The sequence below is a fragment of the Nocardia sp. NPDC051911 genome (assembly GCF_040681035.1).
Taxonomy (GTDB): domain Bacteria; phylum Actinomycetota; class Actinomycetes; order Mycobacteriales; family Mycobacteriaceae; genus Nocardia; species Nocardia sichangensis.
In genome coordinates, this window is sequence record NZ_JBFAXY010000021.1 from 42,649 (window position 1) to 67,346 (window position 24,698).

At 68.5% G+C, this 24,698-nt stretch carries 24 protein-coding genes; 16 read left to right on the forward strand and 8 right to left on the reverse strand.

Going from position 1 to position 24,698, the window contains the following annotated elements; genetic code table 11:
- Positions 1 to 74 precede the first annotated feature (74 nt).
- Complete coding sequence (locus AB0L97_RS24420; protein WP_355080511.1) at positions 75 to 971, reverse strand: helix-turn-helix transcriptional regulator; 897 nt, start codon at positions 969 to 971, stop codon at positions 75 to 77.
- A gap of 254 nt (positions 972 to 1,225) precedes the next feature.
- On the opposite strand from AB0L97_RS24420, the gene AB0L97_RS24425 reads away from it, so the two are divergent.
- The 4 genes from AB0L97_RS24425 (at position 1,226) to AB0L97_RS24440 (ending at position 4,368) form a co-directional block, all read left to right on the forward strand.
- The gene (locus tag AB0L97_RS24425; protein ID WP_355080513.1) at positions 1,226 to 2,059 is read left to right on the forward strand and encodes an SAM-dependent methyltransferase; all 834 of its coding nucleotides are present in this window, start codon (positions 1,226 to 1,228) and stop codon (positions 2,057 to 2,059) included.
- A 27-nt stretch (positions 2,060 to 2,086) separates the two neighbouring features.
- Positions 2,087 to 2,554: a hypothetical protein gene (locus AB0L97_RS24430; protein ID WP_364433440.1), complete on the forward strand. Its 468-nt coding sequence runs from the start codon at positions 2,087 to 2,089 to the stop codon at positions 2,552 to 2,554.
- Between the two features lie 173 nt (positions 2,555 to 2,727).
- Positions 2,728 to 3,648 carry an SAM-dependent methyltransferase gene (locus AB0L97_RS24435; protein ID WP_356965310.1) on the forward strand — a complete coding sequence of 307 codons (921 nt, stop codon included), beginning with the start codon at positions 2,728 to 2,730 and terminating at the stop codon, positions 3,646 to 3,648.
- Between the two features lie 15 nt (positions 3,649 to 3,663).
- Positions 3,664 to 4,368 carry a DUF6081 family protein gene (locus tag AB0L97_RS24440; protein WP_364433444.1) on the forward strand — a complete coding sequence of 235 codons (705 nt, stop codon included), beginning with the start codon at positions 3,664 to 3,666 and terminating at the stop codon, positions 4,366 to 4,368.
- Positions 4,369 to 4,474: 106 nt separating this feature from the next.
- On the opposite strand, the gene AB0L97_RS24445 is transcribed toward AB0L97_RS24440, so the two are convergent.
- The gene (locus AB0L97_RS24445; RefSeq protein WP_356965312.1) at positions 4,475 to 4,669 is read right to left on the reverse strand and encodes a hypothetical protein; all 195 of its coding nucleotides are present in this window, start codon (positions 4,667 to 4,669) and stop codon (positions 4,475 to 4,477) included.
- Positions 4,670 to 5,076: 407 nt separating this feature from the next.
- On the opposite strand from AB0L97_RS24445, the gene AB0L97_RS24450 reads away from it, so the two are divergent.
- Positions 5,077 to 5,373 (forward strand): hypothetical protein, encoded by a 297-nt coding sequence (locus AB0L97_RS24450; RefSeq protein WP_355076333.1) that lies wholly within the window; start codon positions 5,077 to 5,079, stop codon positions 5,371 to 5,373.
- Between the two features lie 430 nt (positions 5,374 to 5,803).
- Positions 5,804 to 7,234: an AIM24 family protein gene (locus AB0L97_RS24455; protein WP_355076335.1), complete on the forward strand. Its 1,431-nt coding sequence runs from the start codon at positions 5,804 to 5,806 to the stop codon at positions 7,232 to 7,234.
- Positions 7,235 to 7,250: 16 nt separating this feature from the next.
- On the opposite strand, the gene AB0L97_RS24460 is transcribed toward AB0L97_RS24455, so the two are convergent.
- Together AB0L97_RS24460 and AB0L97_RS24465 are read right to left on the reverse strand one after the other, a co-directional pair.
- On the reverse strand, positions 7,251 to 8,075 hold the full coding sequence (locus tag AB0L97_RS24460) for a metallophosphoesterase (RefSeq protein ID WP_364433450.1): 825 nt from the start codon (positions 8,073 to 8,075) through the stop codon (positions 7,251 to 7,253).
- Positions 8,076 to 9,013: 938 nt separating this feature from the next.
- On the reverse strand, positions 9,014 to 9,526 hold the full coding sequence (locus AB0L97_RS24465) for a DUF664 domain-containing protein (protein WP_355076339.1): 513 nt from the start codon (positions 9,524 to 9,526) through the stop codon (positions 9,014 to 9,016).
- Positions 9,527 to 9,739: 213 nt separating this feature from the next.
- Between AB0L97_RS24465 and AB0L97_RS24470 the strand changes: the two genes are divergently transcribed.
- The 7 genes from AB0L97_RS24470 (at position 9,740) to AB0L97_RS24500 (ending at position 16,661) form a co-directional block, all read left to right on the forward strand.
- The gene (locus AB0L97_RS24470) at positions 9,740 to 10,084 is read left to right on the forward strand and encodes a hypothetical protein (RefSeq protein WP_364433454.1); all 345 of its coding nucleotides are present in this window, start codon (positions 9,740 to 9,742) and stop codon (positions 10,082 to 10,084) included.
- 553 nt (positions 10,085 to 10,637) lie between these two features.
- Entirely contained in the window at positions 10,638 to 11,192 is a 555-nt protein-coding gene (locus AB0L97_RS24475; protein WP_364433457.1) for a hypothetical protein, read from the forward strand.
- Between the two features lie 238 nt (positions 11,193 to 11,430).
- Complete coding sequence (locus tag AB0L97_RS24480; RefSeq protein ID WP_364433460.1) at positions 11,431 to 12,633, forward strand: transcriptional regulator; 1,203 nt, start codon at positions 11,431 to 11,433, stop codon at positions 12,631 to 12,633.
- 106 nt (positions 12,634 to 12,739) lie between these two features.
- Positions 12,740 to 14,257, forward strand: a complete 1,518-nt coding sequence (locus tag AB0L97_RS24485) for an aldehyde dehydrogenase family protein (protein WP_355076347.1) — start codon at positions 12,740 to 12,742, stop codon at positions 14,255 to 14,257.
- A complete protein-coding gene (locus AB0L97_RS24490) occupies positions 14,257 to 14,658 on the forward strand; it encodes a DUF779 domain-containing protein (RefSeq protein WP_356965322.1) in 402 nt (133 codons plus the stop codon). Before AB0L97_RS24485 ends, AB0L97_RS24490 begins: the two co-directional genes overlap by 1 nt.
- A gap of 143 nt (positions 14,659 to 14,801) precedes the next feature.
- Entirely contained in the window at positions 14,802 to 16,211 is a 1,410-nt protein-coding gene (locus AB0L97_RS24495) for an MDR family MFS transporter (RefSeq protein WP_355076351.1), read from the forward strand.
- Between the two features lie 84 nt (positions 16,212 to 16,295).
- Complete coding sequence (locus AB0L97_RS24500; protein WP_364433466.1) at positions 16,296 to 16,661, forward strand: DUF4345 family protein; 366 nt, start codon at positions 16,296 to 16,298, stop codon at positions 16,659 to 16,661.
- A gap of 13 nt (positions 16,662 to 16,674) precedes the next feature.
- Here the strand turns inward: AB0L97_RS24500 and AB0L97_RS24505 are convergent, their stop codons facing one another.
- Entirely contained in the window at positions 16,675 to 18,111 is a 1,437-nt protein-coding gene (locus AB0L97_RS24505; protein ID WP_364433469.1) for an amino acid permease, read from the reverse strand.
- Positions 18,112 to 18,320: 209 nt separating this feature from the next.
- Between AB0L97_RS24505 and AB0L97_RS24510 the strand changes: the two genes are divergently transcribed.
- The gene (locus AB0L97_RS24510) at positions 18,321 to 19,505 is read left to right on the forward strand and encodes a serine hydrolase (protein WP_364433472.1); all 1,185 of its coding nucleotides are present in this window, start codon (positions 18,321 to 18,323) and stop codon (positions 19,503 to 19,505) included.
- A gap of 67 nt (positions 19,506 to 19,572) precedes the next feature.
- Positions 19,573 to 20,565 carry an LLM class flavin-dependent oxidoreductase gene (locus AB0L97_RS24515; protein ID WP_356965329.1) on the forward strand — a complete coding sequence of 331 codons (993 nt, stop codon included), beginning with the start codon at positions 19,573 to 19,575 and terminating at the stop codon, positions 20,563 to 20,565.
- 6 nt (positions 20,566 to 20,571) lie between these two features.
- Here AB0L97_RS24515 and AB0L97_RS24520 read toward each other — a convergent pair whose 3' ends face one another.
- Positions 20,572 to 21,399, reverse strand: a complete 828-nt coding sequence (locus AB0L97_RS24520; protein WP_356965330.1) for an NADPH-dependent oxidoreductase — start codon at positions 21,397 to 21,399, stop codon at positions 20,572 to 20,574.
- Between the two features lie 110 nt (positions 21,400 to 21,509).
- On the opposite strand from AB0L97_RS24520, the gene AB0L97_RS24525 reads away from it, so the two are divergent.
- Positions 21,510 to 22,265, forward strand: a complete 756-nt coding sequence (locus tag AB0L97_RS24525) for a siderophore-interacting protein (protein WP_355076359.1) — start codon at positions 21,510 to 21,512, stop codon at positions 22,263 to 22,265.
- Between the two features lie 4 nt (positions 22,266 to 22,269).
- Here AB0L97_RS24525 and AB0L97_RS24530 read toward each other — a convergent pair whose 3' ends face one another.
- Positions 22,270 to 23,481, reverse strand: a complete 1,212-nt coding sequence (locus AB0L97_RS24530; RefSeq protein WP_364433478.1) for a nucleoside transporter C-terminal domain-containing protein — start codon at positions 23,479 to 23,481, stop codon at positions 22,270 to 22,272.
- Between the two features lie 166 nt (positions 23,482 to 23,647).
- The gene (locus tag AB0L97_RS24535; RefSeq protein WP_356965335.1) at positions 23,648 to 24,697 is read right to left on the reverse strand and encodes an ABC transporter substrate-binding protein; all 1,050 of its coding nucleotides are present in this window, start codon (positions 24,695 to 24,697) and stop codon (positions 23,648 to 23,650) included.
- Position 24,698 lies beyond the last annotated feature (1 nt).

Below are 24,698 nucleotides of genomic sequence, written 5' to 3' on the forward strand. Positions count from 1 at the left end.
AACTTCCCGCGCCGAGCCGGGCGCACACACGTGGAGCACGGATACCGCACTCGGAAACGACGATCGAGTCAGTCCTATTCGCCGGATTGCGGCTCGGTGAGCAGCTCGCGCAGGAAGCGCACGCTCTCGGCCGGGGAAAGCGCCTCCACGCTGATCCGGTTCATGACCGACATGTACAGCTCGACATCGCGCTGTTTGTCGAAATACAGGGAACTGGTGAGCTGCTCGGTGTAGACGATGTCGGGCAGCTCGGGCTCGGGAAACCGGAGGATGCTGAACGGGCCGCCCGCGGCGGAGTGCCCACCCGCCGCATACGGCAGCACCTGGATCCGGATGCTGGGACGGTCGGCCATCGCGACCAGATGCTCGATCTGCTCGCGCAGCACCTCCACTCCGCCGACCGGCCTGCGCAGCGCGTTCTCGTCGATGACAGCCCATAGCGTGGGAGCGGCGGCACGGTAGAGGATCTGCTGGCGGCGCATGCGGATGGCGACGCGGCGTTCGGTCTCGTCGGTATTGCCCAGCTGGATCACCGCCCGTGCGTAATCGGCGGTCTGCAGCAGCCCGGGGACGAACTGCGCCTCGTAGGTGCGGATCGTGGTGGCGGCCTGTTCGAGGCCGATGTAGGTCTCGAACCACGCCGGGAGCAGATCGCTGTAGTGCTGCCACCACCCCGGGTCGTTGGCCCGCCGAGCCAGTTCGAAGTACGTTTCGCGTTCAGCGGGCTCGACAACTCCGTAGAGGTTCAGCAGGTCGTGCAGATCGCGTTCCTTGAACCCGGTCCGGCCCAGCTCCAGCCTGCTGATCTTGGCATGCGATCCACGGATCGCGTCGCCCGCCGCCTCCCTGCTGATTCCGCAGCCCTCGCGCAGCTGACGCAACCGGCTGCCGAGCGCGATCCGCAGTACCGTCGGACCACGTTCTGCCGCAGGGAATTCGGCGTTGTCACCACTGTCCTCGTCGTTGGTCATGCATGCCTCCGGCCGATCGGGGGTTAGACCGCGCGGCGTAGTGCCTCCACCATCACAGCTGTCGGAACGTCGGCTGACGATCCTACTCGGCCGCACGCAAACGCCGGCCCGGACGCGAGCGCGCGCCGCGAATCGGATACGCACGAATGGATTCGCAAGAGCGCCAACGCAATATCCGGGCCGGATTCCCCGGCGCGCCGAGACGGCTGTGCGTAGAGTCGCCCCCGACGGTGGCCACGCGGAGGAGGAGCGCCATGACGTCGGCAGAGGGATCGACCCGACTAGCGGGTGTGGACCCGGAGATACCCAGTATCGCGCGGGTGTACGACTATGCCCTCGGCGGGACGGACTGGTTCGAGTCCGACCGGCAGGTGTACCAGCGCTTGAAGAAGGCGGTGCCGCACCAGGACGACGTCGGCGCCGCAAATCGGCGCTGGCTCGAGCGGGTGGTCCGGTACGTCACGCGGTCGGCGGGCGTCGACCAGGTTCTCGATCTGGGCAGTGGGCTGCCCACGCAGAAGAACACCCACGAGGTCGCCCAGGAACTCGGCGCCGAAGTCGCGGTGGTCTACGTGGACAACGACCCGATCTGCGCCGCGCGCGGGCGCAAGCTGCTGGAAGCCAACGAACGCACGCACTTTCTCGACCTGGACCTGACCCGGCCGGACGACGTGCTCGACGACCCCGCGGTCAACGGCTACCTCGATCTGACCCGACCGGTGCTGCTGATGCAGTGCGGCACCTTGCACCACGTCGACGACGATCGGGACCCCGCGGGCATCATGCGGCGGTATATCGATCGCCTCGCCCCTGGTTCCTATGTGATGATCAGCCACTTCTTCGATCCGGCCGCCGAGAGCGAACAACTGCACGCGCTGGCCAGACTGGCCGAACGAGCACTGCACGACGGGGGCCTCGGCACCGGACGCTGGCGCACCCGCGCGGAGATCCAGGCTTTCTTCGACGGATTGGAGATGGTTCCACCGGGATTGGTGGAGTTGCACGAATGGTGGCCCGGCGGCCCAGCGCTGCGCACGCCGTGGCCGGATGAACGTCTCATGCTCGGCGGCGTCGGCCGCAAAACCTGAACCCGTCCCCCCACCACGGAGCCCGACATGACATCGAACGACGTGCGGATCACCGATCAGGACATCCAGGACAAGCTGACCGGTGTCCTCGGCTTCACCAGCATCGACCTCGCCACGTCGAAAGCGGGCGTGAGCTGGTGCTCGAATGCGTTCTTCGCCGAACTGAACGGCGATCCGTTCCGCTTGACGCTCGTGCTCGAGTCGGGCGGACGGACGTTGGACTGCTTGCGCGCCAATCCCAGCATCGGAGTCAAGGTCGTCCCCGCCGGATTCCTCAACCCGTTCGCACAAGGCCTCGGCACGGCCGTGGTCCGCACCGGCGCGAGCGAACGGGAGGAGACGTTCCGGACGCTGTTACGGAAGGAGCCACAGATCGAACCGTTCTTGTCCACGCCCATCGAGGCGGTGGAGGTGCACATCGACTGGTGGCGCGTGACGCATGTCCAGGGCGGGTGGCTGCCCGGACGAGTGCTGTACCGGCCCGGCGCGTCCTGAGTCATCGCCCGCAACCGATGAATACCGACCGGTTCCCATGCTCGGTCGCGCTCGGCAAGACCACCATGGGTTCACGAAAGCAGCACTGGCCGAATGCATCCGCACGGATTGCTCCCCGATTCGGCGGTCCCTAGGCTGGTGAGCCAGGCGACGGAAACTAGAGAGAGGTCTCCATGTCCGATCCCGCTCCCCAGACCGGTGTCCGCGCGCCGGTAGGCGTGGACACGACTCGCGCGAGCATCGCCCGCGTCTACGACGCCACCCTCGGTGGCAAGGACAACTACGAAGTAGACCGCTACGTACGCGACCGAGTCGCCGAAGTCGCACCGCGGCAGAGCGACGTGGCCCGCATGAATCGCCGCTGGCTGCACCGCGTCGTGCGCTATCTGGCCGGGACCGTCGGCATCGGCCAATTCCTCGACATCGGCGCGGGTCTGCCCACCGTCGGCAACACACACGAGATCGCGCAACAGCAGAACCCCGCGGCGCGCGTGGTGTACGTCGACAACGATCCGGTGTGCAACATCCACGGCCGCGTACTGCTCGAGCGCAACGAGTTCACCCATTTCGTGCCCGCGGATCTGACCGCCCCGCAAACCCTGCTGGCGAACTCCGAGGTGACCCAGCACCTCGACCTCACCCGACCGCTGGCGCTGATCCTGTGTGGCATCCTGCACCACGTCGACGACGATCTCGATCCGGCGGGGATCATGCGTCAGTACATCGATGCGCTGCCCGCCGGCTCCTACGTCGCGATCACGCATTTCTACGATCCCGCCGACGGTGGCGAGGCGCACGAGATGGCCATCGAGCTGCAACGGCGTTTCACCGAAATGGGCCTGGGCTCCGGGTGGTACCGCACCCGGGAGCAGATCGCCTCGTACTTCGGCGATCTGGAACTGATCGAGCCCGGTCTGGTCGAACTCGACGACTGGTGGCCGATGGGGCCCGCGCTGCGGCCGCGGCTGACGGAGGAACGTCTGCTGCTCGGCGGCGTCGGCTACAAGTCCGGATCGTCGAACGGCGTCGTGACCCCCCTGCGCCGCCGGGCGACCGAGGACGACCTATCGGATCCCCCCGAACGAATCGGCTGAAAGGTAACTGCCGCGATGATATACGACGACCTGAGCGGACCGGATCTACGCGAAGACCGGTGGCGCTTCCTCGAAGTCCCCCTCGGACCGGACCAGACGTGGCGCTACGCCGACCCGGCCGCCCGCAGCGAGGTCGGCGAGGGCGCGGTATCGGTCCGGATCGACGCCTTCACCCGATCCCACGCCGAGGTCCAGATTCTGGATAACCCGAAGCATCTGCTGGTGTCGACCGAAACGTTCGATCTCACCGGCGGACCACGGACCTTCGCGGTCGAGCTGGCGGCGGAGAACATCGGCGTCACCGGCGAGGACTACCGGGACGGCTTCGCCGCGTTCAACGTCCTCGACATGAGCAGCGCCCAGGTCTTCGACCTCATCGCGACGAGCAGGCACGCGTACGCCATTCACGAGCGGCTGTTCGTGCCGGGCGTCGTCCCCGCGGAGGAGGCGTTCACCCACGTCGTGCACGCTCCCTTGGCAGGGGTCGACATCAAACCCGGCGAGTTCCACCGCTACAGCGTCACCATCGACCGTGCCACGGGCACCGCAGGCTGGTACGTCGACGACATCCCGGTGTACACCACGCGCGCGCCGCAGTTGCCGGAGACGGTGCAGATCGGTTTCGGCATCATCACCCTGCATCCGATCGAAGACGGGCGCAGCACGTCGCTGCGCGGGCAGGGACTGCACGCGTCGTGGCGCGACTTCACCGTGGCGTGACCGGATCCCAACCTTCGCGCGGAGTTCCCCGAAAAAGAATGGCGCCCAGCCACACTCGGCTGGGCGCCAGGGTTGCCACCGCCTGCGGGGCGGCCGCTGCCGCCGATCAGACGCTCTCCTTGCGCGGCCATTCGACATTGCGCGGGCGGGCGTACTCGTCCGCCAGGGCGTCCTCCTCGTTCATGTCGTACTCGTAGTCGTATTCGTCCGACTCCGCACGGCGGCGCGGATCCCACACCATCGCCACGGCCGACACGGCCAACAAGGTCACGACAATGGCCGCGATGACTACATAGAGCACGTCTTCCACCCTCCTGAAGTAGACCGAACAGCACGCAGCCGTGCCGGATAAGCAACGCGCACAGCTTGTTTCACGCCGCTGGCATAGTAAGCCTGGCTGCCGGAAACCGGACATTCCGACGGCGGTTACCGACCGGTCGCCCCCGGATGCGGGCCGGTCGGCAACTCCTGCCGAATCCGCGGAAACGCCTCCGCGAATCTTCAGCGTCGCTTAGGCTCGTCACCGTCCCGGTGGCTCCGGGACATCCGGCGCGGCACCGCACGCCCAAGCGTGCCGCGATCGCTGGTGGTAGCGGTGGGGTTCACCCGAATAGATGAACCTCGCCGTCCCCCATTTTCTATGAAATCCGAAGGACATTCAGTGGGAATCACCCGCATTGGGCATCCTTCGAGCTACCGTCTTCGGTCATGGACGACATCGAACTGCAGCCACCGACCGTCGCCTCCGCCAAGCAGACCGGCCTGGTCCTGGACATCGCCGCGCTCGACATCCACAACCCGCTCGCCCGGCCGGGCGAGATCACCTATCCCTATGTTCGCTGCACCGACCACCGGGTTCTGCGGCTACCCGAGCCGTTGCACCGGTGGGCCACCGAAACTATCGCCCTCAACCACACCAAGCACGCCACCGGCGCGCTGCCCCTGTTCCCCGGACAGGTCGAGTTCGGCATCCTCGACGGCACCATGTACGCCGAAGTCCTCTGACCAGCCTCGAGCCCGGCAGACCCGGCCGGGCTCTTCCGGGTCACGGGGATTCGCTGTAGCAGCCAGGCGGATTCGGCACCTCCGCTCGATCACTACCGCGCGCTCCCCCATCACGCGATGAAGGCGCGGATACGTTCCCTGCCGCTCGCGCACAGATGGCGATCCGCCCGCGTCGTGGCGACCTCGCGCCGGCTCACGTCGACGCGGGCGCCATGCGACGCTGTTGTCCCTGTTCGGTCCGGTCGGCAGCAGTTGCCGGTACCGCACCCGACCAGCAAGCCCGGCCCGAGCGAATGGGGCTGCGTGGCAAGAAAACGCCTGGTGGCTGCCCATTCCGGGTACGCGTGTGGCGCGGGTTGCGGGCGCACGACACACTGGAGCCCGTGAATCGCATGTCAACCCGGCACCGCCGCGGATCGGACGGCCTGCCGTGACCGATCTCGCCCGCGGTGAGAACCGCCCCGCGCCCGGCGACCGGCTGGCGGTGACCGTCACCTGCTCGGCTCCCGTCGACGTATCGGCGCTTTTGCTGAACTCGGCGGGGCGCGTGCGCTCCGACGCCGATTTCGTGTTCTTCAATCAACCGGTCGCCCCGGGCGTCACCTACCGGCACGGCCAGGGCGCGGGCGACGTGGTGGACATCCAGACCGGCGCGCTGCCCAGCGACGTGGACCGCGTCGTGGTCACCGCGAGCCTCGACGGCAGCGGGCCACCGACTTTCGCCGCCGCGGGCTCACTGCGCGCGACAATCGCGTCTTCGTCGAGCACACTCGCCTTTCCCATGACGGGTTTGAGCACCGAGACCGCCGTGGTGTGCGTGGAGATCTACCGCCGCGGCGGCGGATGGAAAGTGCGTGCGGTCGGCCAGGGGTACGACAACGGTTTGGCTGGTATCGCAACGGCTTTCGGTGTGAACATCGATGATGAACCGGCCCAGCCGACCTCGTCACCCGCTCCCGCACCGGCATACCGACCTGCGCCGCCCCCGGCACAACAACCTGCGCCACCTCCCGCGTACCAGCCCGCGCCCCCGCCCGCCTATCCACCGCAACCGGCCTATTCCGCGCCGGCCGCCGCGGTGCCGCCACCACCGATGCCCTCACCTCAGCAAGGAGCGCTGCCGATGCAGAGCGAACTGTTCGCCCCCAGCCACGCCGAAGTCACCGGCGCGGGCATCCAGAAGCAGGGCGGCAAGATGATCAAGGTGGCCGTCAACGGCGAGGTCATGGCTCGGGCCGGATCGATGGTCGCCTACCAGGGCGATCTGCAGTTCCAGGCGCTCGGCGCGGGCGGGATCGGCCGGGCGATCCAGCAGCGGTTGACCGGTGAGGGCGTTCCGCTGATGAAGGTGTCCGGGCGCGGCGACCTGTTCGTCGCCAACGGCGCCGCCGACGTGCACACCATTGATTTGGACGGCACCGACGGCCTCACCATCAACGGCGCCAATGTGCTCGCCTTCGATTCCGGCCTGCGCTACGACATCCGGATGGTGCAGGGCGCCGCCGGATTCGCGAGCAACGCCGGGTTGTTCAACTGCGTCTTCACCGGCCGCGGCCGCATCGCCATCACCACGCACGGTACGCCCGTGGTGCTCAACGTCGACCAGCCGACCTACGCCGATCCGCAGGCGGCGGTGGCGTGGTCGTCGAGCCTGCAGACCGGCATCAAACGCAATGATTCGTTCGGGCTGGGCAGGCTGATGGGCCGCAGCACCGGCGAGGGGATGACGCTGTCGTTCTCCGGACGCGGCTTCGTCATCGTGCAGCCGTCGGAGCTGCCGCCGGGCGGTTTCGTCGGAGGCACCGGCGGCGGGCAGGAGGCCGGCCAGAGCGGCGGTGTGCTGGGCGGCCTGTTCGGCTGACCCGCGAGTTCGGCGTTCAAGCCTGGAGCGATACGAGTTCCACGACGGTGATGTCCGACGGTGCGCCGACCCGCACCGGCGGGCCCCACGCCCCGGCCCCTCTCGTGACGTACAGCTGGGTGTCGCCGTACCGTTCCAGCCCGGCGACGGTCGGATTCGCCAGGCCCGCAAGGTAATTGCCCGGCCAGAGCTGGCCGCCGTGGGTGTGGCCGGACAGCTGCAGGTCGACGCCGTGCGCCACCGCGTCCTCGATCAGCACGGGCTGGTGCGCCAGCAGCACGGCGGTGCGCGTGCGGTCGCGGTCGCCGAGCGCCTTGCCGAAGTCCGGGCCCTGTCCGGTTCGCTCGCCCTGCACGTCGTTCACGCCCGCCAGGTCGAAGCCGGGCAGTTCGGTACGGGCGTTCGCGAGCAGGTGCATGCCGAGTTCCTGAACATGCTCCACCCACTGCTCGGCGCCGGAGAAGTACTCGTGGTTCCCGGTCACGAAGAAGGCACCGTGGCGGGCACGCAGTCCGGCCAGCGGCTCGACGGCCGAGCGGAGGTGTTCGACGCTGCCGTCCACCAGGTCGCCGACGACCGCGATGAGGTCGGGCCGGGTGTCGTTGACGGTGCGCACCACGCGTTCGGCGAAGCCGCGTCCCAGGGTCGGGCCGAGATGCACGTCGCTCACCACCGCGATGCGGAACCCGTCCGCTCGGCGCGGCAACTTCGCCAGCGGCACGGCGACCCGCTTCACACTGGGTCCGGCCAGCACGTCATGGGCGCCGATGCCGACCGTGGTCGCGGCCGCCGCGACGGCGGCGCCACCCATCACCCGCGCGACGAAGACACGGCGCGGCACCCGGGTCAGCGGGGACTCGGCCGGAGCGGTCGTGCCCCGCGGGGACTCCGGAGCGGAGACGGTTCTCGCCGAGGTGGAACCGCTTTCCGCTGAAGACTCCAGCTCAGACCCGGCCCTCGCCAGCGACTCCGGCCCAGCCCCAGCTCCAACCGACGAATCCGGCGCTGACCCAGCTCCCACTGACGGCTTCAGCCCAGACTTGGTCCCCGCCAACGACTCCGGGCCCGCTGGGGCCTCCGCCCCAGACCCTGCCCCCGCCGACGACTCGGGCCCGAGCCTCGCTCCCGCTGAGAACTCCAGCTCCGACCCGGCCCTCGCCAGCGACTCCGGCCTCGCCGACGACTCGGGCCCCAGCCCGACTCCCGCTGGGAACTCCAGCTCAGACCTGGCCCCCGCCAACGACTCCTGCACGGCTCCCGCCGAGGAACCCGGTCCCAACCCGGCTCCCGCCACGGACTCCGACGCGAACCCGGTTTCCGCATGTGTCTTCGGTTCGCGTGGCACCCGGCCTCGATCAGACCAGCGCAGCGCCAAAGCTCGAATCGGCTCGCCGGCCACCAGCGCGAGCAGCAGGTATATGAACAACGCGCCCCACAGGTAGCCGGGCCAGGCGATGATCCGGATCAACGCGAACGGAGCGGACGCCAACTCCGCCACCGTCGTGCCCAACAGCAGCAAGGGTCCTGCCAAAACAACGGCGGTGCCGACGCGACGCGTGCGGGAACCCGCTGTGGTCGTGTCCCGCACGAGTCGCCGCCATATATACCAGTGCGCGCCGACCACCGTGAGCACGACGACTCCCACGAGAACGAGCACGGCGACACCGACCAGAACACTCTTCACGACCACGGCGGCACTCTCTGTGAACATTCGGCTTGCGCGGCATCAACTTACGTCACAGCGCGGGCCGCGCAGGGCCGGCGACTTCCCGGTGCCGGTTATCTCGTTCGTTCCAGCACGCCGCGCAGAAATGCCGCTTGACCCGCATGCTGCAGATCGTCCGAGATCACGCTGACCAGCCGCACACCCAGGGTCACCGGCGGATCCCATCGGGTGTCCACGACGCGGTCCAGATCGCCGTCCACCAGTCCCCGGACGAAGCGCAGCGTCTGTTCGTGCACCGCGTCGTAATACCCCGTGAGCAACTCGGCGGGCGCTCGGACCGCCGCCACGTCGGCGGGCTGGTCGCCGTAGCCGGTCGCGCCTTTGTCGATGGGTAGCCCGAAGCGGTCGTACCAGCCATGGGCGGTCCAGACCTGCTCGATACCGGCCACATCCGCGATGTGGTCGTCCTGCACACGAGTCAGATGCCAGATCAACCACGCGATCGAGTTGGCGCCGGCATCGATCCGGTGAGCGAGGATGTCCTCCCCCAGTCCGTCGACCGCTTCGTGCACCACCTCCCTGATCCGCTCGTAAGCGTCGGTCAGCACGTCGGCACTGGTCGCCATCAGTCGACTCCTCTCGAGTGTCCGCTGACCCGACGGTACCCAGCGTGACCGCCCGGCACGAGCGCCGACATACGTGCCGCGAATTTTCGCACGACCGAACCACATTGAACGTACCGTTATTCAACGGTACGATGCGTGGTGGTGAGATTGGGTCGATGACCTTCCGAATCGGTCACCGACCGGACGATGACGTACCGAAGTGAGGAAGTACCGATGATTCACGACGTCGAGACCGGACGCGCCCGGCGAGCGGTTGTCCGCGTGGCGATGGTCGCCGCGCTCGCACTGACCCCCGTTGCCGCGGCCGCCGTGCCCGCGGTCGCCGCACCCGCTGTGGCGCAGCCGACCGTTACACAGACGGCCCAGGCCGACGAGATCCACGGCGGCTGGCACCGCCACGGCGGGTGGGGCCACGGCGGCTACGGCGGCTGGGGTGGCTACGGCGGATGGGGCGGCTACGGCGGCTACTGGGGTAGCCCGTTCGGCTACTGGGGCAGCCCGTTCGGCGTCTGGCCCGGCATCGCCTGGCTGCTGCCCGGCTCCGGTAGCGCGTTCTGAGACCAACGATCCGCACAGTCGGCCAGGTGATCCCGGCTCCGCGCGGCATCACGAGCGCGGAACCGGAATCATCTGCCGCCGTGGGCGAGACGGCTGGCGGCCGCAGCGCGGGCGCTATCTCGCCGACCACATCTGGACCCGGTCACCGGCTACGACACCGGACCCGGCGCACTACCGGCGCCGCGGCCACCGCTCACCTGAGTGCAGTGGGGGCATTGACGCAGCATCCCCGCAGCGCCCAGCTGTCGCTATTGACTGAATCACTCTCGGAACCAGGACTTTTTGCTGAAATCGCCCCACGCGCTTGACCAATTTTGCTGCGCCGCAGGCCAATAGCACATATTCGGCAATCGGCAGCATCGTATCGACGAAACCACCAGTGTCCCCGCATAATTCATGCGCGCATTCGTCGCGAGCGCGGCACGGATTTTTCCACGGAATTCGCAGAACGATTGCTTCGGGAATCCACTGCGGCCAGAATGGTGGGGCCGAGAACCGGCATCTTGGGGATTCGTCGGCACTCGTGGCCGACACGACTAAGTGGGGAAATACGATGAGAGTCAATAGATTCGCCGCAACCGCCCTACTCGCGGTCGGGGCCACCGGAATTGCGACGGGCGTCGCGCACGCCCAGCCCGCGACGCCCGCGCAGGTCAGTGTGCACGGTGTCGAGCAGGGCCTCGGTTTCACCTCGGCTCCAGCCGCCGACGGGACAGGGGTGGTCACCACCCTCGACGCGGGCACCTTCGCGTTGACGGCCGACGCCGCGGCGGTCGAGCTGCGGAGCGAAACGGGACAGGTCGTCGCGACGCTGCCGCTGGCGTTCCAGGCCTCCGGCGCGACCCACGGGCTGGCCCCCGCGATCACCGACGCGGGCCGCACCCTCACGGTGACACCGGTGGGTTCGCCCGCCACCACCGAGCGCCTCAACCAGTTCGTCGGTGAGGACGAGACGCTCGCCCGCAAGCAGTACAACGCCGGGATCGGCGCCCTCATCGGCGCGGGGATCGGCGCCGTGCTCGGCTTCTTCCTCGGCGGGGTCGGCGCGCTGGTCACCATCCCGATCGGCGCGGGCATCGGTGCGCTGATCGGTTTCTCCACGCCGTAGTCGGCCGGTTCGGTGTGCGGCCGCCGCAGGGCGACCGCACACCGATCGCCGGTCGAACCGCCGGGATTCCCTGGCGCGTGCGCTCGCGCGCCACTCGCCGAGGGGGACGCGGCGATCCGACCGTCGATGGTTGCCGTCCAGCCCCGTGGACCGCGAGCCAAAACCAAATGCCCGGCCGCGCGCTGGGGCATGATGGGATGGCACGGAGACGATCGGAGCGAGACACAGGATCCGCGAGATGGCACAGCGCAGTTCCCTCTCGCAGCGGCGCGCTGCACTGGAACAAGAGTGGTCCCGATGGATACCGGCCGGGACACCGCAGGGTGATTCCGCGCTGCGCAGCGAGGTGGCGCAATCATGGCTGCGGTCGCTGCGCACCGTCGATCCGTCCTGCGAGCACGCGCCAGTCGCCGACGCCGACGTGACCGCGCGCTGGGCCGCGTCTTCTTTGCGCACACCGGTATCCGAGTTGACCGATCAGTTGCGCGACATCACCGAGGGCGCGGGCTACGTCGCGGCGATCACCGACGAGACCGGAACCATCCTCTGGTCGCACGGTGGTCCGGTGATGCGCCGCCGCGCCGAACAGGTGAACTTCGCGCCGGGCGGTCGCTGGGACGAGGCGCACATGGGCACGAACGCGCTCTCGCTGGCGCTGCGCACCGAACAGCCGCACACGGTGTTCTCCGCCGAGCACCTGGTCGCCGCACTGCACGGCTGGGTCTGCTACTGCGCACCCATCCGTGGCGCGGACGGTCGCCAGCTCGGCGTACTCGACCTGTCCACCACCTGGGACCGCGCCCACCCGCTGGCCATGTCCACCGCCCGCACCCTGGTCACCGCCATCGAGACCAAGCTGCACCACCGGATGGCCGCGTCCGGGGTCCGGCTGACCTGCCTCGGCGCGGCCCGCTTGATCCGGGACGGCGCACCCGTCCGGCTACGCCCGAGGCACCTGGAGCTACTGACGCTGTTGGCACTCGAGCCCGAGGGCTTCACCCACGAACGCCTGCACTTCGCGGTGTACGGCGACCGGCCGGTCGGCACGAGCACGCTCAAATCGGAGATGTCCTATCTGCGTCGCGCCACCGGCGGAGACATCACCAGCCGGGTCTATCGTCTGGTGAGCCCCCTGTCCTGTGACGCCGTGGACGTGCTCGCGGCGCTCGAAGCGGGCGACACCGCGACGGCGGTCGAGTTGTATCGCGGCCCCTTGCTGCCGGATTCGGACACGCCGGGCATCGTGCAGTGGCGCGAGTACCTGGAAGTCGGTGTGCGCACCGCGGTGCTGTCCAGCGGAAACGTCGAGCACGCGCTGCGCTACGGGGAGCGCGCACCGCACGACATCGAGATCCACGAACACGCGTTGCGCTTGCTTCCCCGGGGCGACGGGCGCCGGGCGCTCGCGGTCGCCCGTTTGCACGGCGCGCTGCGCGACTGAGCTCGCGCGCCTCAACGTTTCGTCAACCCTCGCGGGGCATAGTGACCCGCATCACGGCCGACCCGCCGTGTGCATCACGTCCGCAACCAGCGAGGAGTCACCCGCCATGAGCTACGCGAAGCCGGGAACCGAGGGCAGCGTCGTCGAATTCGCCACGCGCTACGACAACTTCATCGGCGGTGAGTGGACCGCGCCGGTCGAAGGCCGCTACTTCGAGAACCCGTCGCCGGTGGACGGCCAGACGTTCTGCGAGGTCGCGCGGTCCTCGGCCGCCGACATCGACCTGGCCCTGGACGCCGCGCATCAGGCGGCCGACGCGTGGGGCGCGACGTCGACGACCGAACGGGCCAACATCCTCAACAAGATCGCCGACCGGATCGAGGACAACCTCGAGGCGCTGGCGGTGGCCGAAACGTGGGAGAACGGCAAACCGGTACGGGAGACGCTGGCCGCCGACCTGCCGCTGGCGGTCGACCACTTCCGCTACTTCGCCGGGGCGGTCCGCGCCCAGGAAGGCGGGATCAGCGAAATCGACGCCGACACCATCGCCTACCACTTCCACGAGCCGCTCGGCGTCGTCGGCCAGATCATCCCCTGGAACTTCCCGATCCTCATGGCCACCTGGAAGCTCGCGCCCGCCCTCGCCGCGGGCAACGCGGTGGTGCTCAAGCCTGCCGAGCAGACCCCGGCCTCGATCCTGAAGGTCGTCGAACTGATCGCCGATCTGCTGCCGCCGGGAGTCCTCAACGTGGTCAACGGCTTCGGCGTCGAAGCGGGCAAGCCGCTGGCGGCCAGCCCGCGCGTGGCCAAGGTCGCCTTCACCGGCGAGACCACCACCGGCAGGCTGATCATGCAGTACGCCAGCGAGAACATCATCCCGGTCACGCTCGAACTGGGCGGCAAGAGTCCCAACATCTTCCTGCCCGACATCATGGCCGCCGACGACGCCTTCCTGGACAAGGCCGTGGAGGGCTTCGTGATGTTCGCGCTCAATCAGGGTGAGGTGTGCACTTGTCCGTCCCGCGCGCTGATCCACTCCTCGATCTACGACGAGTTCATCGCCCGGTGCATCGAGCGGACCAAAGCCATCCGCAGCGGCAATCCGCTCGACGAGGCCACCATGATCGGCGCGCAGGCCAGCAACGACCAGTTCGAGAAGATCCTGTCCTACATCGACATCGGCCGCCAGGAAGGCGCCGAGGTGCTCACCGGCGGCGGCCCGCGCAAGGTCGACGAGTTCCCCGGCGGCTTCTACGTCGAGCCCACGATCTTCTCCGGCCGCAACGACATGCGGATCTTCCAAGAAGAGATCTTCGGACCGGTCGTGTCGGTGACCACGTTCGACTCCGTGGACGAGGCGCTGAAGATCGCCAACGACACCCTCTACGGACTCGGCGCGGGTGTGTGGACCCGCGACATCAACGCCGCCTACCGCTTGGGCCGCCAGATCAAGGCGGGCCGGGTGTGGACCAACTGCTACCACGCCTACCCCGCGCACGCGGCCTTCGGCGGGTACAAGAAGTCCGGCATCGGACGCGAGAACCACCGCATGATGCTCGACCACTACCAGCAGACCAAGAACCTGCTGGTCAGCTACTCGCCGGACAAGCTCGGATTCTTCTGATGCCGCAGCCGGTCCGCCGCGTCGAGTTCACCGGACCCGCGGAAGCGCTGCTGCGCCGACTGATCGAACAGCACGGTCCGGTGATGTTCCATCAGTCCGGCGGCTGCTGCGACGGCAGCGCACCGATGTGCTACCCGCGCGGCGAGTTCCGGGTCGGCGGGTCGGACGTGCTGCTCGGGTATCCGGCGGCGGACACCCCGTTCTGGATGAGCGCCGACCAGTACGACTACTGGCGGCACACCCATCTCACCGTGGACGTGGTGCCCGGCCGAGGTAGCGGGTTCTCTCTCGAAGCGCCCGAAGGCGTGCGCTTCCTGATCCGCTCGCGGCTGCTCACCGACGAGGAACTCGCCGTACTCGAAGCCGAACCGCCACCCACCGGGGCGGATCTGTCCCACTGAGATCGGAGCACGGGCTGCTCACCGATGCTCCGGTGCGCAGCCCTTCCCGGTTCACAGGGCGGAAAAAAATTCCATGCGGGAATAGTCGGCAACCGGATACGGTCGTTCGAGGTGGTTAGACAGGCGAACGAGAGGGGCCGCGGGTGGCGACCGAGACCGCGACGGTGTCCGTGGGTTTCCGATCCGAGCGCGGTGCCATTCTCGGCTCGCTGATGCTGGCGACCGCGCTGGTCGCGCTCGACTCGACGGTCATCGCCACGGCGGTGCTCACCATCACCGACAGTCTCGGCGGCTTCGCGCAGTTCCCCTGGTTGTTCTCCATCTATCTGCTGGCGCAGGCGGTGACGGTGCCGATCTACGGCAAACTCGCCGACACCGTGGGCCGTAAACCGGTGATCCTGTTCGGCATCGCGATGTTCGCGCTGGGTTCGCTGCTGTGCGGCGTCGCGACCAGCATGCTCGGACTGATCGTCTTCCGCGCCGTCCAGGGTATCGGCGCGGGAGCGATCCAGCCGATGACGATGACGATCGCGGGCGACTTGTACACGCTGTCCGAGCGTGCCAAGGTCCAGGGCTATCTGGCCAGCGTGTGGGCCATGTCGAGTGTGGCGGGCCCGCTGCTGGGCGGCCTGTTCGCCGAGTACGTCAGCTGGCGCTGGATCTTCCTGATCAACCTTCCGCTCTCCGCGCTCGCCGGATGGATGCTGGTGCGTAATTTCGCCGAGAGCGCGCCCCGGCAGCGGCAGAGCGTCGACTATCTGGGCGCGGCACTGCTGACGTTCGGCGCGGGCGCGTTGATCCTCGGACTGCTCGAAGGCGGGCAAGCCTGGGCGTGGTCGTCTCCGTCGAGCATCGGGATCTTCGCGGGCGGCGCGGTCGTGCTCGTGCTGTTCGGGCTGGTGGAACGCGGAGCGCGGAATCCGATCCTGCCGCTGTGGGTGTTCACCCGGCGCGTCGTGATCGCGAGCAGCTTGGCGTCGGTGCTGGTCGGCGCCGTCGTGCTCGGCGCGACCTCCTATGTCCCCACCTTCACCCAGGGCGTGCTGGGCACCGGGGCGCTGGTCGCGGGTCTGACGGTGGGCGCACTCACGCTGGGGTGGCCGCTGGCCGCGTCCCAAGCGGGAAAGGTGTACCTGCGCTTCGGCTTTCGCACCACTGCCTTGATCGGTAGCGGATTGGCCGCCCTCGGCGCCACCAGCACGTTGTTCATCACGCAGCATTCCACCCTGTGGCAGGTCGCGGCGTCCTGCTTCGTGATCGGCACCGGGATGGGACTGGTCGCCACCCCCACCTTGATCGCCGCGCAGACCAGCGCCGAATGGACCGAGCGGGGTGTGGTCACCTCGGCCAACATGTTCGCACGCTCGATCGGCAGTGCGGTGGGCGTCGCGGTGTTCGGCGCCATCGTGAACTCGCGCGTCGGCCACACCGATCATCCGGAGCCCGCCACACTGGCCTCGGCGGTGCATCTGGTCTTCGTCACGATCGCGGCGATGGCCGTCGTCCTGCTCGTCGCCTCGGCCATGATGCCCCGGCGTTCGGCGAACGCCTGAGGCGAGACAGCGGGTTTTCGGAAGCGTTCGCACCGCGGCCGGCGCAAGCTGGCGTTCCAGCCGAACGAGATTCTGGAGGTCGCAGTGGCGCAGGCCGTATGCGTAATAGTCGGGGTGTTCTTCCTGGGTATGGGTAGCTACGCGATCGCCGCGCCCGCCGCTCTGATTCAGCCGTTCGGCATCCGGCTCACCGAACCGAGCGCGCGCTACGAGGTGCGCGCCGTCTACGGCGGCTTCGGACTGGCGATGGCGGCCGTGCTCGCGGTGGCCGCCATCGACCTCGCAGGGCTGCGCGGCGGGATCATGGTCGCGATCGGCGCGGCACTGGCGGGCATGGCCCTTGGCCGGGTGCTCTCGGCCGTGCTCGATGAGCGAACCGCGTTCTATCCCACCTGGTTCTACGGCGCGGTGGAGGCGATCGGCGCCGCCGCGCTCTTCCTCGCCGTCTAGCCGAAACGGGCCGTCAGCTGGTGTGCGTAACGTCGGTCGGCGTGCTGGAACTGCCGAGTTTGCGCAGCACGAAGTATCCGGCCGACACCAGCACCGCCCACACCGCGCCGACGACGAGGGCCGTGCGCCCGCTGTCGGTGAACAACAGCAGCACGACCACCAAACCGAGGAACGCCAGCGCGAGCACGGTGGTGTAGGGCGCGGCGGGCAGCCGGTAGTCGCTGGCGGGCAGTTCGCCGCGGGCGACCTTGGCCCGGTAGAGCAGGTGACAGACCAGGATGACGCCCCAGACGAAGATGATGCCGACGGTCGACACCGAGGTGATGTAGGCGAAGGCCTTGTCCGGGGAGATGACATTGACGATCACGCCGATCACCATCGCCGCCGCCGACACGGAGATCCCCACATAAGGCACCGCGTTCGCGCTCAGTTTGTTCAGCCGGGCGGGCGCCTCGCCGTGCAGCGACAAGGTGCGCAGCATCCGGCCGGTGGAGTAGATCCCCGAGTTACACGATGACAGCGCCGCGGTGAGCAGCACGAAGTTGACGATGCCCGCCGCGCCCGGGATGCCGATCAGCTCGAAGACCTCCACGAACGGGCTCTTGCCCGCGTGGAAATTGCGCCAGCTGGACACCGACATGATCACAACGAGCGCACCGACATAGAACAGGCCGATCCGGAAGGGGAGCGTGTTGATCGCCTTGCGCAGAGTCTTGCGCGGCTCGCGCGCCTCCCCGGCGGTGACGCCGACCAACTCCACGCCGACGTAGGCGAACAGCACGATCTGCAAAACGAGCAGCGACTGACCGATGCCGTTGGGGAACACGCCCCCGTCGGCCCACAGATTGGTGACGGTGGGGTTCGTCGCGTGCCCGAAGCCGAACAGCAGCACGCCGATGCCGAGCAGGATCATGCCGACGATCGCGGTGACCTTGATGGTGGAGAACCAGAACTCGCCCTCGCCGAACAGCCGCACCGAGATCAGATTCGCGCAGAACATCACCGCGAGCACGACCAGCGCGGTGACCCACGGGGCGATGTCGAACCAGTACTCCACGTACTTGCCCGCCACGGTGATCTCGGCCATGCAGGTGGCCACCCACACCGCCCAGTACGACCAGCCGGTGACGAAGCCGGCGAAGCGGCCGAGGAACTCGTGCGCGTACTCGGCGAAACTCCCCGAGATCGGCCGGTAGGTCAGCAGTTCGCCGAGCGCCCGCATGATCACGAAGATGGCCAGGCCCGCCGCCAGGTAGGCCAGGATCAGGCCGGGCCCGGCCTGCTCGATCGCGCCGCCCGCGCCGTAGAACAGGCCCGTGCCGATCGCGCCGCCGATGGCGATCATCTGGATGGTGCGCGGGCTCAGGCCCCGGGCATAACCCTCCGAGTCGCCGGTGTCCGCCGGAACCGATGGTCCCGCGTCCTGGAGGTGACGGTCGGAGGCTGTCATACTGCGGTCCTTTCGCTGGGCAGCGATGCGACGATCCGGTCGCCGAACACGCGACGTCGGATCATCGCACGTCCGGTCCGGAGCACGTGGTCACGCTACCGCCCCGCCCGCGCGCGCGTCGTCTCCGGGCCGACCGCGGCGGTCGTGCGCGGTTACCGGACGGGCGTCCGGCATGCCATCATCGGATTCCCCGACGATGGGTTCCCGTCATGACCGAATCGCCGTCCCGGCGCACGCGAACGCGCCGCTACGCGCTCCGCACCGCCGTCGTCCTGCTCGCTGTCGTCGCAGTCTTGGCCGGCGCGGCGTTCGCGACGACCGCGGTCCTGCACATCCCGGCCCCGCCGACGCTGCTGCGACTGCTGACCGACCCGCCTTCGACACAGGGCGAACTGTTCGAGAGCCGCACGGTGGCCGCCTCCCCCACGCCGCGTCCGCTGCCGGTCGCACCGCGGCCGCTGCCCGACGGGGTGCCGTGGAAGGGCTCGCAGATCTCGGTCGCCGACTTCCTCGGCGCCACGCACACCAATTCGTTCCTCGTTCTGCGCGGCGGCGCTCTCACCCACGAGTGGTATCGCGACGGCGTCACGGCCACCACCCGCCAGTCCTCGTGGTCGGTAGCGAAGTCCGTCGTGTCACTGCTGACCGGCCGCGCCATCGCGGCGGGGCGGCTCAACGAAGACGACCGCCTGGTGCGAATCCTGCCCGAGCTGACCACCGGCGGCCCGTACGACACCGTGACCATCCGCGACTTGCTGGACATGGCCTCCGGCGTCGACGTCGACGAGAACTACAACAAGTACATGCCGCTGACCGGCACCGCCCGGATGTACCTCACCGAGGACCTCGCCGGGTTCGTCCGCGAGCATCAGGGCCTGCGGTTTCCGCCGGGCAGTGCGGGCGAGTACCGCAGCGTGGACACCCAGCTGCTGGGCATGGCGCTGGCGCGGGCCGAGGGCCTGCCACTGAGTGAACTGCTGGAACGCGACCTGTGGGCTCCGATCGGCGCCGAGGACGCCGCGCTGTGGAATCTCGATCGCGCGGGCGGTCAGGAGAAAGCGTTCTGCTGCCTGAACGCGACGGCCCGCGACTTCGCCAAGATAGGCCAGATCGTCTTGGACGGCGGGCGCGTCGGCGATGCGCAGATCGTGCCGCCGGCCTGGATCGAACGCATCCGCACCCCGGTCCACCGGGTGGGCGACTGGCCCTACGGCGCGCAGTGGTGGCACCCGACCGGTGGGGACGGCGCCGATCTCACCGCCGTCGGCGTCTACGGCCAGTACGTCTACGTCGACCCGCCCAGCGGCACCGTCATCGTCAAACTCAGCGACTACGGCACCACCCAGGACGAGCAGGAGACCATCGAGGTGTTCCGCGCGATCGCGCGCGGCTGAGCCGGCCGGCGAAATACACCGGGGACCCGCGACGTTGGCAGTGGAGATCGCCACTGTGAGGAGACCCATGATCGACGTCCCGCTGTCCGTACTGGATCTCGCGCCGGTGCAGTCCGGCCGCACCGTCGGCGAGGGGCTCGACGCGACCACCGAATTGGCCCGGCGCACCGAGGCTTTGGGCTACCACCGCTTCTGGGTCGCCGAGCATCACAATATGCCCGGCATCGCCAGTTCGGCGCCGAGCGTGCTGCTGGCCCACCTGGCCGCGGCCACCTCGACCATCCGCGTCGGCTCCGGCGGGGTGATGTTGCCCAACCACGCGCCGCTGGTCGTCGCCGAGCAGTTCGGCACCTTGCACGCGCTGCATCCCGGACGGATCGACCTGGGCATCGGACGCGCGCCGGGCACCGACCAGGCGACCGCACGGGCGCTGCGGCGGACCGCGGACGGACTGTCGGCGGAGTCGTTCCCCCAGGAACTGGCCGCGTTGCTGGGCTACTTCCGCGGGTCCGACCCCGGCGGCATCGCCGCCACGCCCGGGCGCGGTGAGGAACCGGAGGTCTGGCTGCTCGGCTCCAGCGGCTACAGCGCCCAGGTCGCGGCGCTGCTCGGGGTCCCGTTCGCCTTCGCACACCACATCGCCCCCGACAACACCGAGCCCGCGCTCGCGCTCTACCGCGAGCACTTCCGGCCTTCGGAGCGCCTGGAGCGCCCGCATGCGATGGTCGCGGTCGCGGCGATCTGCGCGGACACCGACGAGCGCGCCGAAATCCTGGCCGGCCCGCGCGACCTGGCCTTCCTGAACCTGGTGCGCGGCACACCGCAGGCACTGGCCACGCCGGAGGAAGCGGCCGCGTTCCGTCCGTCGGAACAGGAGCGCACGTTCATCCGGCAGCGCCGGGCCGGGCAGTTGCTCGGCTCCCCGGAGACGGTGCGCGGTCAGCTCGAGGATCTGCTGCGCCGCACCCAGGCCGACGAGCTGATGATCAACACGCTGGTCTACGACATCGACGACCGCGCCCGATCGTTCGAACTGCTCACCGAGAAGGTCGCGGCCTGAGGCGGGTCAGTGCAAGCGGAAGCCGTGGTTGGCCAGCGATTCCCGCAACCGATGCCTGCCGTTGAGTGCCGCCGCGGAGGCGAGCCGGGCCAGCACACGTTCGGTCCAGGAATGCGAGAGCCGTTGTTCGGCATAGAATTCCGCGATCCGGGTCTCGTACTCGGCCACGTGCACCCGCTGCGCGTCCAAGTCGTAGGTCTCCCGATGCAGGACGGCGTCCTGCGGCAGGCGCGGCTTCACCCGCGCGTCCTCGGCGGGATCCGGGTGACCGACCAGCAAGCCGAAGACGGCGAAGACCTGCGGCGGCAATCCCAGCTCGGCGGCGACTTCCTCCGGCTTGTTGCGCAGCGCGCCGATGTAGACGGTGCCGAGCCCGAGCGATTCCGCCGCCACCACCGCGTTCTGCGCCGCGAGCGCGGCGTCGATGAATCCGACGTAGCTCGATTCCAGGTAGTCCGCACCCTCCAGCGGCGCGCTCCGGTCTTCGGCGAGCTGGCGCAGGCGCGCGAAATCGGCCGTCCAGACCAGCAGCACCGGCGCTTGCACGATGTGGGCCTGATCGCCCGCGAGCGCGGCCAGGCGCGCCTTGCGTTGCGGGTCACGCACCGCGATGACGCTCCAGACCTGCAGATTCGACGAGGTCGGCGCGGACTGCGCCGCGGAGATCAGCAGCCGCAGTGTGGCGTCCGGCACCGGGTCGGACAGGTAGCGGCGCACCGAGCGATGCTCGTGCAGCACCTGCAGGACCTGGTTCCACTGCGCGGGTTCGACCGGTTGCGGGTCGCGGTAGCGCTGTTGCACGGCGTGGGTCGGGGTCGGCACGGACTGCGTCATGGGCATCATCCTTTCGCCAGGACGGCGCGCCGTCAGCGGTTGGCCGCAGCCTGAGCGGAACACAGGTAGGGTAAGTAAGGCAATCCTAATTATTTATATCGGAGGTTCTCTTGGCACGTCCCCGCACCACCCTCACGGTGCAGCGCACCGAATGGCTCACCCCGCACTTGATCCGGGTGTACCTCGGCGGTCCCGGCTTCGCCGCGTTCCGTCCCAGCGAGTTCACCGACTCGTACGTGAAATTCATTTTCCCGCAGGACGGGAACGAGGTGCTGCGCACCTACACCGTCCGGTCCGTCGACCCCGTCGCCGGAGAGATCGCGGTCGACTTCGTCTACCACGGCGCGGAGGGCATCGCGGGACCGTGGGCTGCCGCGGTCCAGCCCGGCGAGACCATCGATTTCCATGGCCCCAACGGCGCCTACGCCCCGCGCCCGGACGCCGACTGGTATCTGCTGGCCGGTGACGAGGCGGCGCTGCCCGCCATCGCCGCCGCGCTCGAGGCGATGCCCGGCGAGGCGACGGGGCTGGCGTTCGTCGAAGTCGCCGGTCCGGACGACGAACTGCCGGTGAAGAAGCCGGACGGCATCGAGCTGACCTGGCTGCACCGCGGCGCGCGGCCCCCTGGCGAGGTGCTCGCCGAGACCGTTCGCTCCGCGCCGTGGACGCCGGGGCAGGTCCAGGTGTTCATCCACGGCGAAGCCGAAGCGGTCATGAAAGACCTGCGCCGCTACATCCGCAAGGATCGCGGCGTTTCCGCCGAGTGGGCGGCGTCGATCTCCGGATATTGGCGCCGCGGCCGCACCGAGGAGGGCTTCCGGGAGTGGAAGGCCGAACTGCGGGCGGTCGAGGGGGCCAACGGCTGAACCGTCAACTCAGCAGTCCGACGATGGTGGCGGACAGGAAGCTGACCAAGGTGGCGCCGTAGAGCAGGCGAAGCCCGTTGCGGGCGATGACGGTGCCTTGTTTCTCGCTGAGGCTGCGGACCGCGCCGGTGACGATGGCGATGGTGGAGAAGTTCGCGAACGACACCAGATAGGTGGAGACGATCGCGACGGTGTGGTCCGACAGTCCGGCGTGTTGCCGGTTCAGTTCCTGCATGGCGACCACTTCGTTGGACACCAGCTTGGTGCCCATGAACCGGCCCGCGGCCGCCGCCTCGTCCCACGGGATGCCGGTCAACCAGGCCAGCGGGGCGAAGACGTGGCCCATCAGGTCCTGGAACGTGGTGCCGTGGAACAGCGCCGCGAAGATTCCGTTGACCATGGCGAGCAAGGCGATGAATCCGATCAGCATGGCCGCGACGGTGAACGCGACCTTGAAGCCGACCAGGATGTATTCGGTGAGCATCTCGAAGAACGATTGCCGCTTACGGCTGTCGGCGATCTCCTCGCCGATCAGCCGGGCATCGTCGGCGGCGCCGACCTTGTAGGGGTTGATCAGCGAGCACACCACGAAGGCGCCCAGCATATTCAGCACGATGGCCGCGATCACGTACTTCGGGTCGATGAGCACCATATAGGCGCCGAGGATGCCCGCCGAGACCGTCGACATCGCCGAGGCCGCCAGGGTGTACATCCGCTGCGGCGGAATGTCGTCGAGCATGGCCCGCAGCGAGATGAACACCTCTGATTGGCCGAGGATGGCGGAGGCGACCGCGTTGAACGATTCGATCCTGCCGAAGCCGCTCACCCAGGCCAGCAGCAGGCCGAGGTACTTGATGATCAACGGCAGGACCCGCAGGTGTTGCAGGATGCCGATCAGCGCGGACACGAGCACGATCGGCATCAGCACCGCGAACAGGAACGCGGGCCCGCCGCTGCCGACGGCGGGCAGGTCGCCGAATACGAACGCGGTGCCCTGGGCGGCGTAGCCGAGGATGTGGGCGAAGGCGTCGCTGACCGCGCGGATCACCGTGCCTCCGATCCCGGTCTTCAGCAACAGGAAACCGAGCGCGAGTTGCACGATCAAAAGGACGGCGATCCGCGGCAGCCGAGCGGCGGCGGCGCGGCGGTCGGTACTGGGCAGCCAGGCCAGCAGCAGGAAGCACATCAGCCCGGCGAATCCGATCAGATGATGCACGCGCACCTCGGCTGCCGTGACGTACTTCGGCTTATGGGAGCACCTCTCATGTCGGTTTATGGTGCGGTGTCTCCACAGTTGAGAAGCTCGGCGCGGCTGTCGGCGCACCGGCCGCCGACCGGCCGCCCGGGACGATTCCGGGCGACCGGGCATGGTTCACCGGCCGCTACTGTCGCGGCGCGCGCAACGCCTCCTCCACGAACTGCGTGGTGTAGGTCTCGGACAGGTCGATCCGATCGCGCACGGGACGCACGTTCTTCGAGTACTTGCCGAGGATCTCCAGAACGTTCTGCGCGCCTTCGGGTTTCATCAACCCGTCGCCGTTGAACATGCCGATGGAATCGCGGATCGACTGGACGTAGAGGTCCTTGCCCGCGCTCGCGTACTGCGGCGGCATCTTCTCGGCGATCTCCTCGGGCGTGTGCGTCCGGATCCACTGCAGCGTCTGCACGAACGCGGCGGCGAGCTTGCGCACGATGTCCGGGTGGGCATCGATCGTCGCGCAGCTCATGTAGAGCGACGTCGCCGGATACAGCCCGCCGAGCGCGGCCCTGGTGCCCGCCTCGGTGCGCAGGTCGACGAGGACGCGCGCATCGCCGGAGTTCACCATCTGCGCCACCGTGGGATCGGTGGTCATGCCCGCGTCGATGCCGTCGTGGTTCATGCCCGCGATGAACGTCTGCCCCGCACCCACTTTCACCCGGGTGTAATCGGCGGTGCTCATCCCGGCCTGGCCGGTGAGCGCCTGGGTGAGGAAGTCGGTCGACGAGCCGAGCGAGGTCACGCCGAGCTTCTTGCCGCGCAGATCGGCGACCGAGGTGATGTCCGCGTCCGCCTTCGACACCAGTTCGACCTCACCGGGCACGTCGGACATCTGCACCACCGAGCGGATGCATTGGTCCTTGGCCTGCAGATCGATGGTGTGGTCGTAGAAGCCGACCACGCCCTGCACGTCGCCGGTGAGCAACGCCGTCTCGGCCGTGGCTCCGGACTGCTCGCCGAGCAGTTTCACGTCGATGTCGTTGCGCTCGAAGAAGCCGAGTTGCCGGGTCAGCACGGCGGGCAGGTAGATCACCTTCTCCAGCCCGCCCACCATGATGGTGATCTGCGGTCGGCCGTCGGCCGTCGGAATGGCGCGGGAGTCCCGGCATCCGGTGGCCGCCAACAGTGCCGCGATCACGACGGCGACGAGCGCGAGTTGCTTGCGATGCCTCATG

Bases quoted from the DNA above. Each gene is read 5' to 3' on its own strand.
- AB0L97_RS24420 (WP_355080511.1), bottom strand. From the start codon at position 971: ATGACCAACGACGAGGACAGTGGTGACAACGCCGAATTCCCTGCGGCA.
- AB0L97_RS24425 (WP_355080513.1), top strand. From the start codon at position 1,226: ATGACGTCGGCAGAGGGATCGACCCGACTAGCGGGTGTGGACCCGGAG.
- AB0L97_RS24430 (WP_364433440.1), top strand. From the start codon at position 2,087: ATGACATCGAACGACGTGCGGATCACCGATCAGGACATCCAGGACAAG.
- AB0L97_RS24435 (WP_356965310.1), top strand. From the start codon at position 2,728: ATGTCCGATCCCGCTCCCCAGACCGGTGTCCGCGCGCCGGTAGGCGTG.
- AB0L97_RS24440 (WP_364433444.1), top strand. From the start codon at position 3,664: ATGATATACGACGACCTGAGCGGACCGGATCTACGCGAAGACCGGTGG.
- AB0L97_RS24450 (WP_355076333.1), top strand. From the start codon at position 5,077: ATGGACGACATCGAACTGCAGCCACCGACCGTCGCCTCCGCCAAGCAG.
- AB0L97_RS24465 (WP_355076339.1), bottom strand. From the start codon at position 9,526: ATGGCGACCAGTGCCGACGTGCTGACCGACGCTTACGAGCGGATCAGG.
- AB0L97_RS24470 (WP_364433454.1), top strand. From the start codon at position 9,740: ATGATTCACGACGTCGAGACCGGACGCGCCCGGCGAGCGGTTGTCCGC.
- AB0L97_RS24475 (WP_364433457.1), top strand. From the start codon at position 10,638: ATGAGAGTCAATAGATTCGCCGCAACCGCCCTACTCGCGGTCGGGGCC.
- AB0L97_RS24480 (WP_364433460.1), top strand. From the start codon at position 11,431: ATGGCACAGCGCAGTTCCCTCTCGCAGCGGCGCGCTGCACTGGAACAA.
- AB0L97_RS24485 (WP_355076347.1), top strand. From the start codon at position 12,740: ATGAGCTACGCGAAGCCGGGAACCGAGGGCAGCGTCGTCGAATTCGCC.
- AB0L97_RS24490 (WP_356965322.1), top strand. From the start codon at position 14,257: ATGCCGCAGCCGGTCCGCCGCGTCGAGTTCACCGGACCCGCGGAAGCG.
- AB0L97_RS24505 (WP_364433469.1), bottom strand. From the start codon at position 18,111: ATGACAGCCTCCGACCGTCACCTCCAGGACGCGGGACCATCGGTTCCG.
- AB0L97_RS24510 (WP_364433472.1), top strand. From the start codon at position 18,321: ATGACCGAATCGCCGTCCCGGCGCACGCGAACGCGCCGCTACGCGCTC.
- AB0L97_RS24515 (WP_356965329.1), top strand. From the start codon at position 19,573: ATGATCGACGTCCCGCTGTCCGTACTGGATCTCGCGCCGGTGCAGTCC.
- AB0L97_RS24520 (WP_356965330.1), bottom strand. From the start codon at position 21,399: ATGACGCAGTCCGTGCCGACCCCGACCCACGCCGTGCAACAGCGCTAC.
- AB0L97_RS24535 (WP_356965335.1), bottom strand. From the start codon at position 24,697: ATGAGGCATCGCAAGCAACTCGCGCTCGTCGCCGTCGTGATCGCGGCA.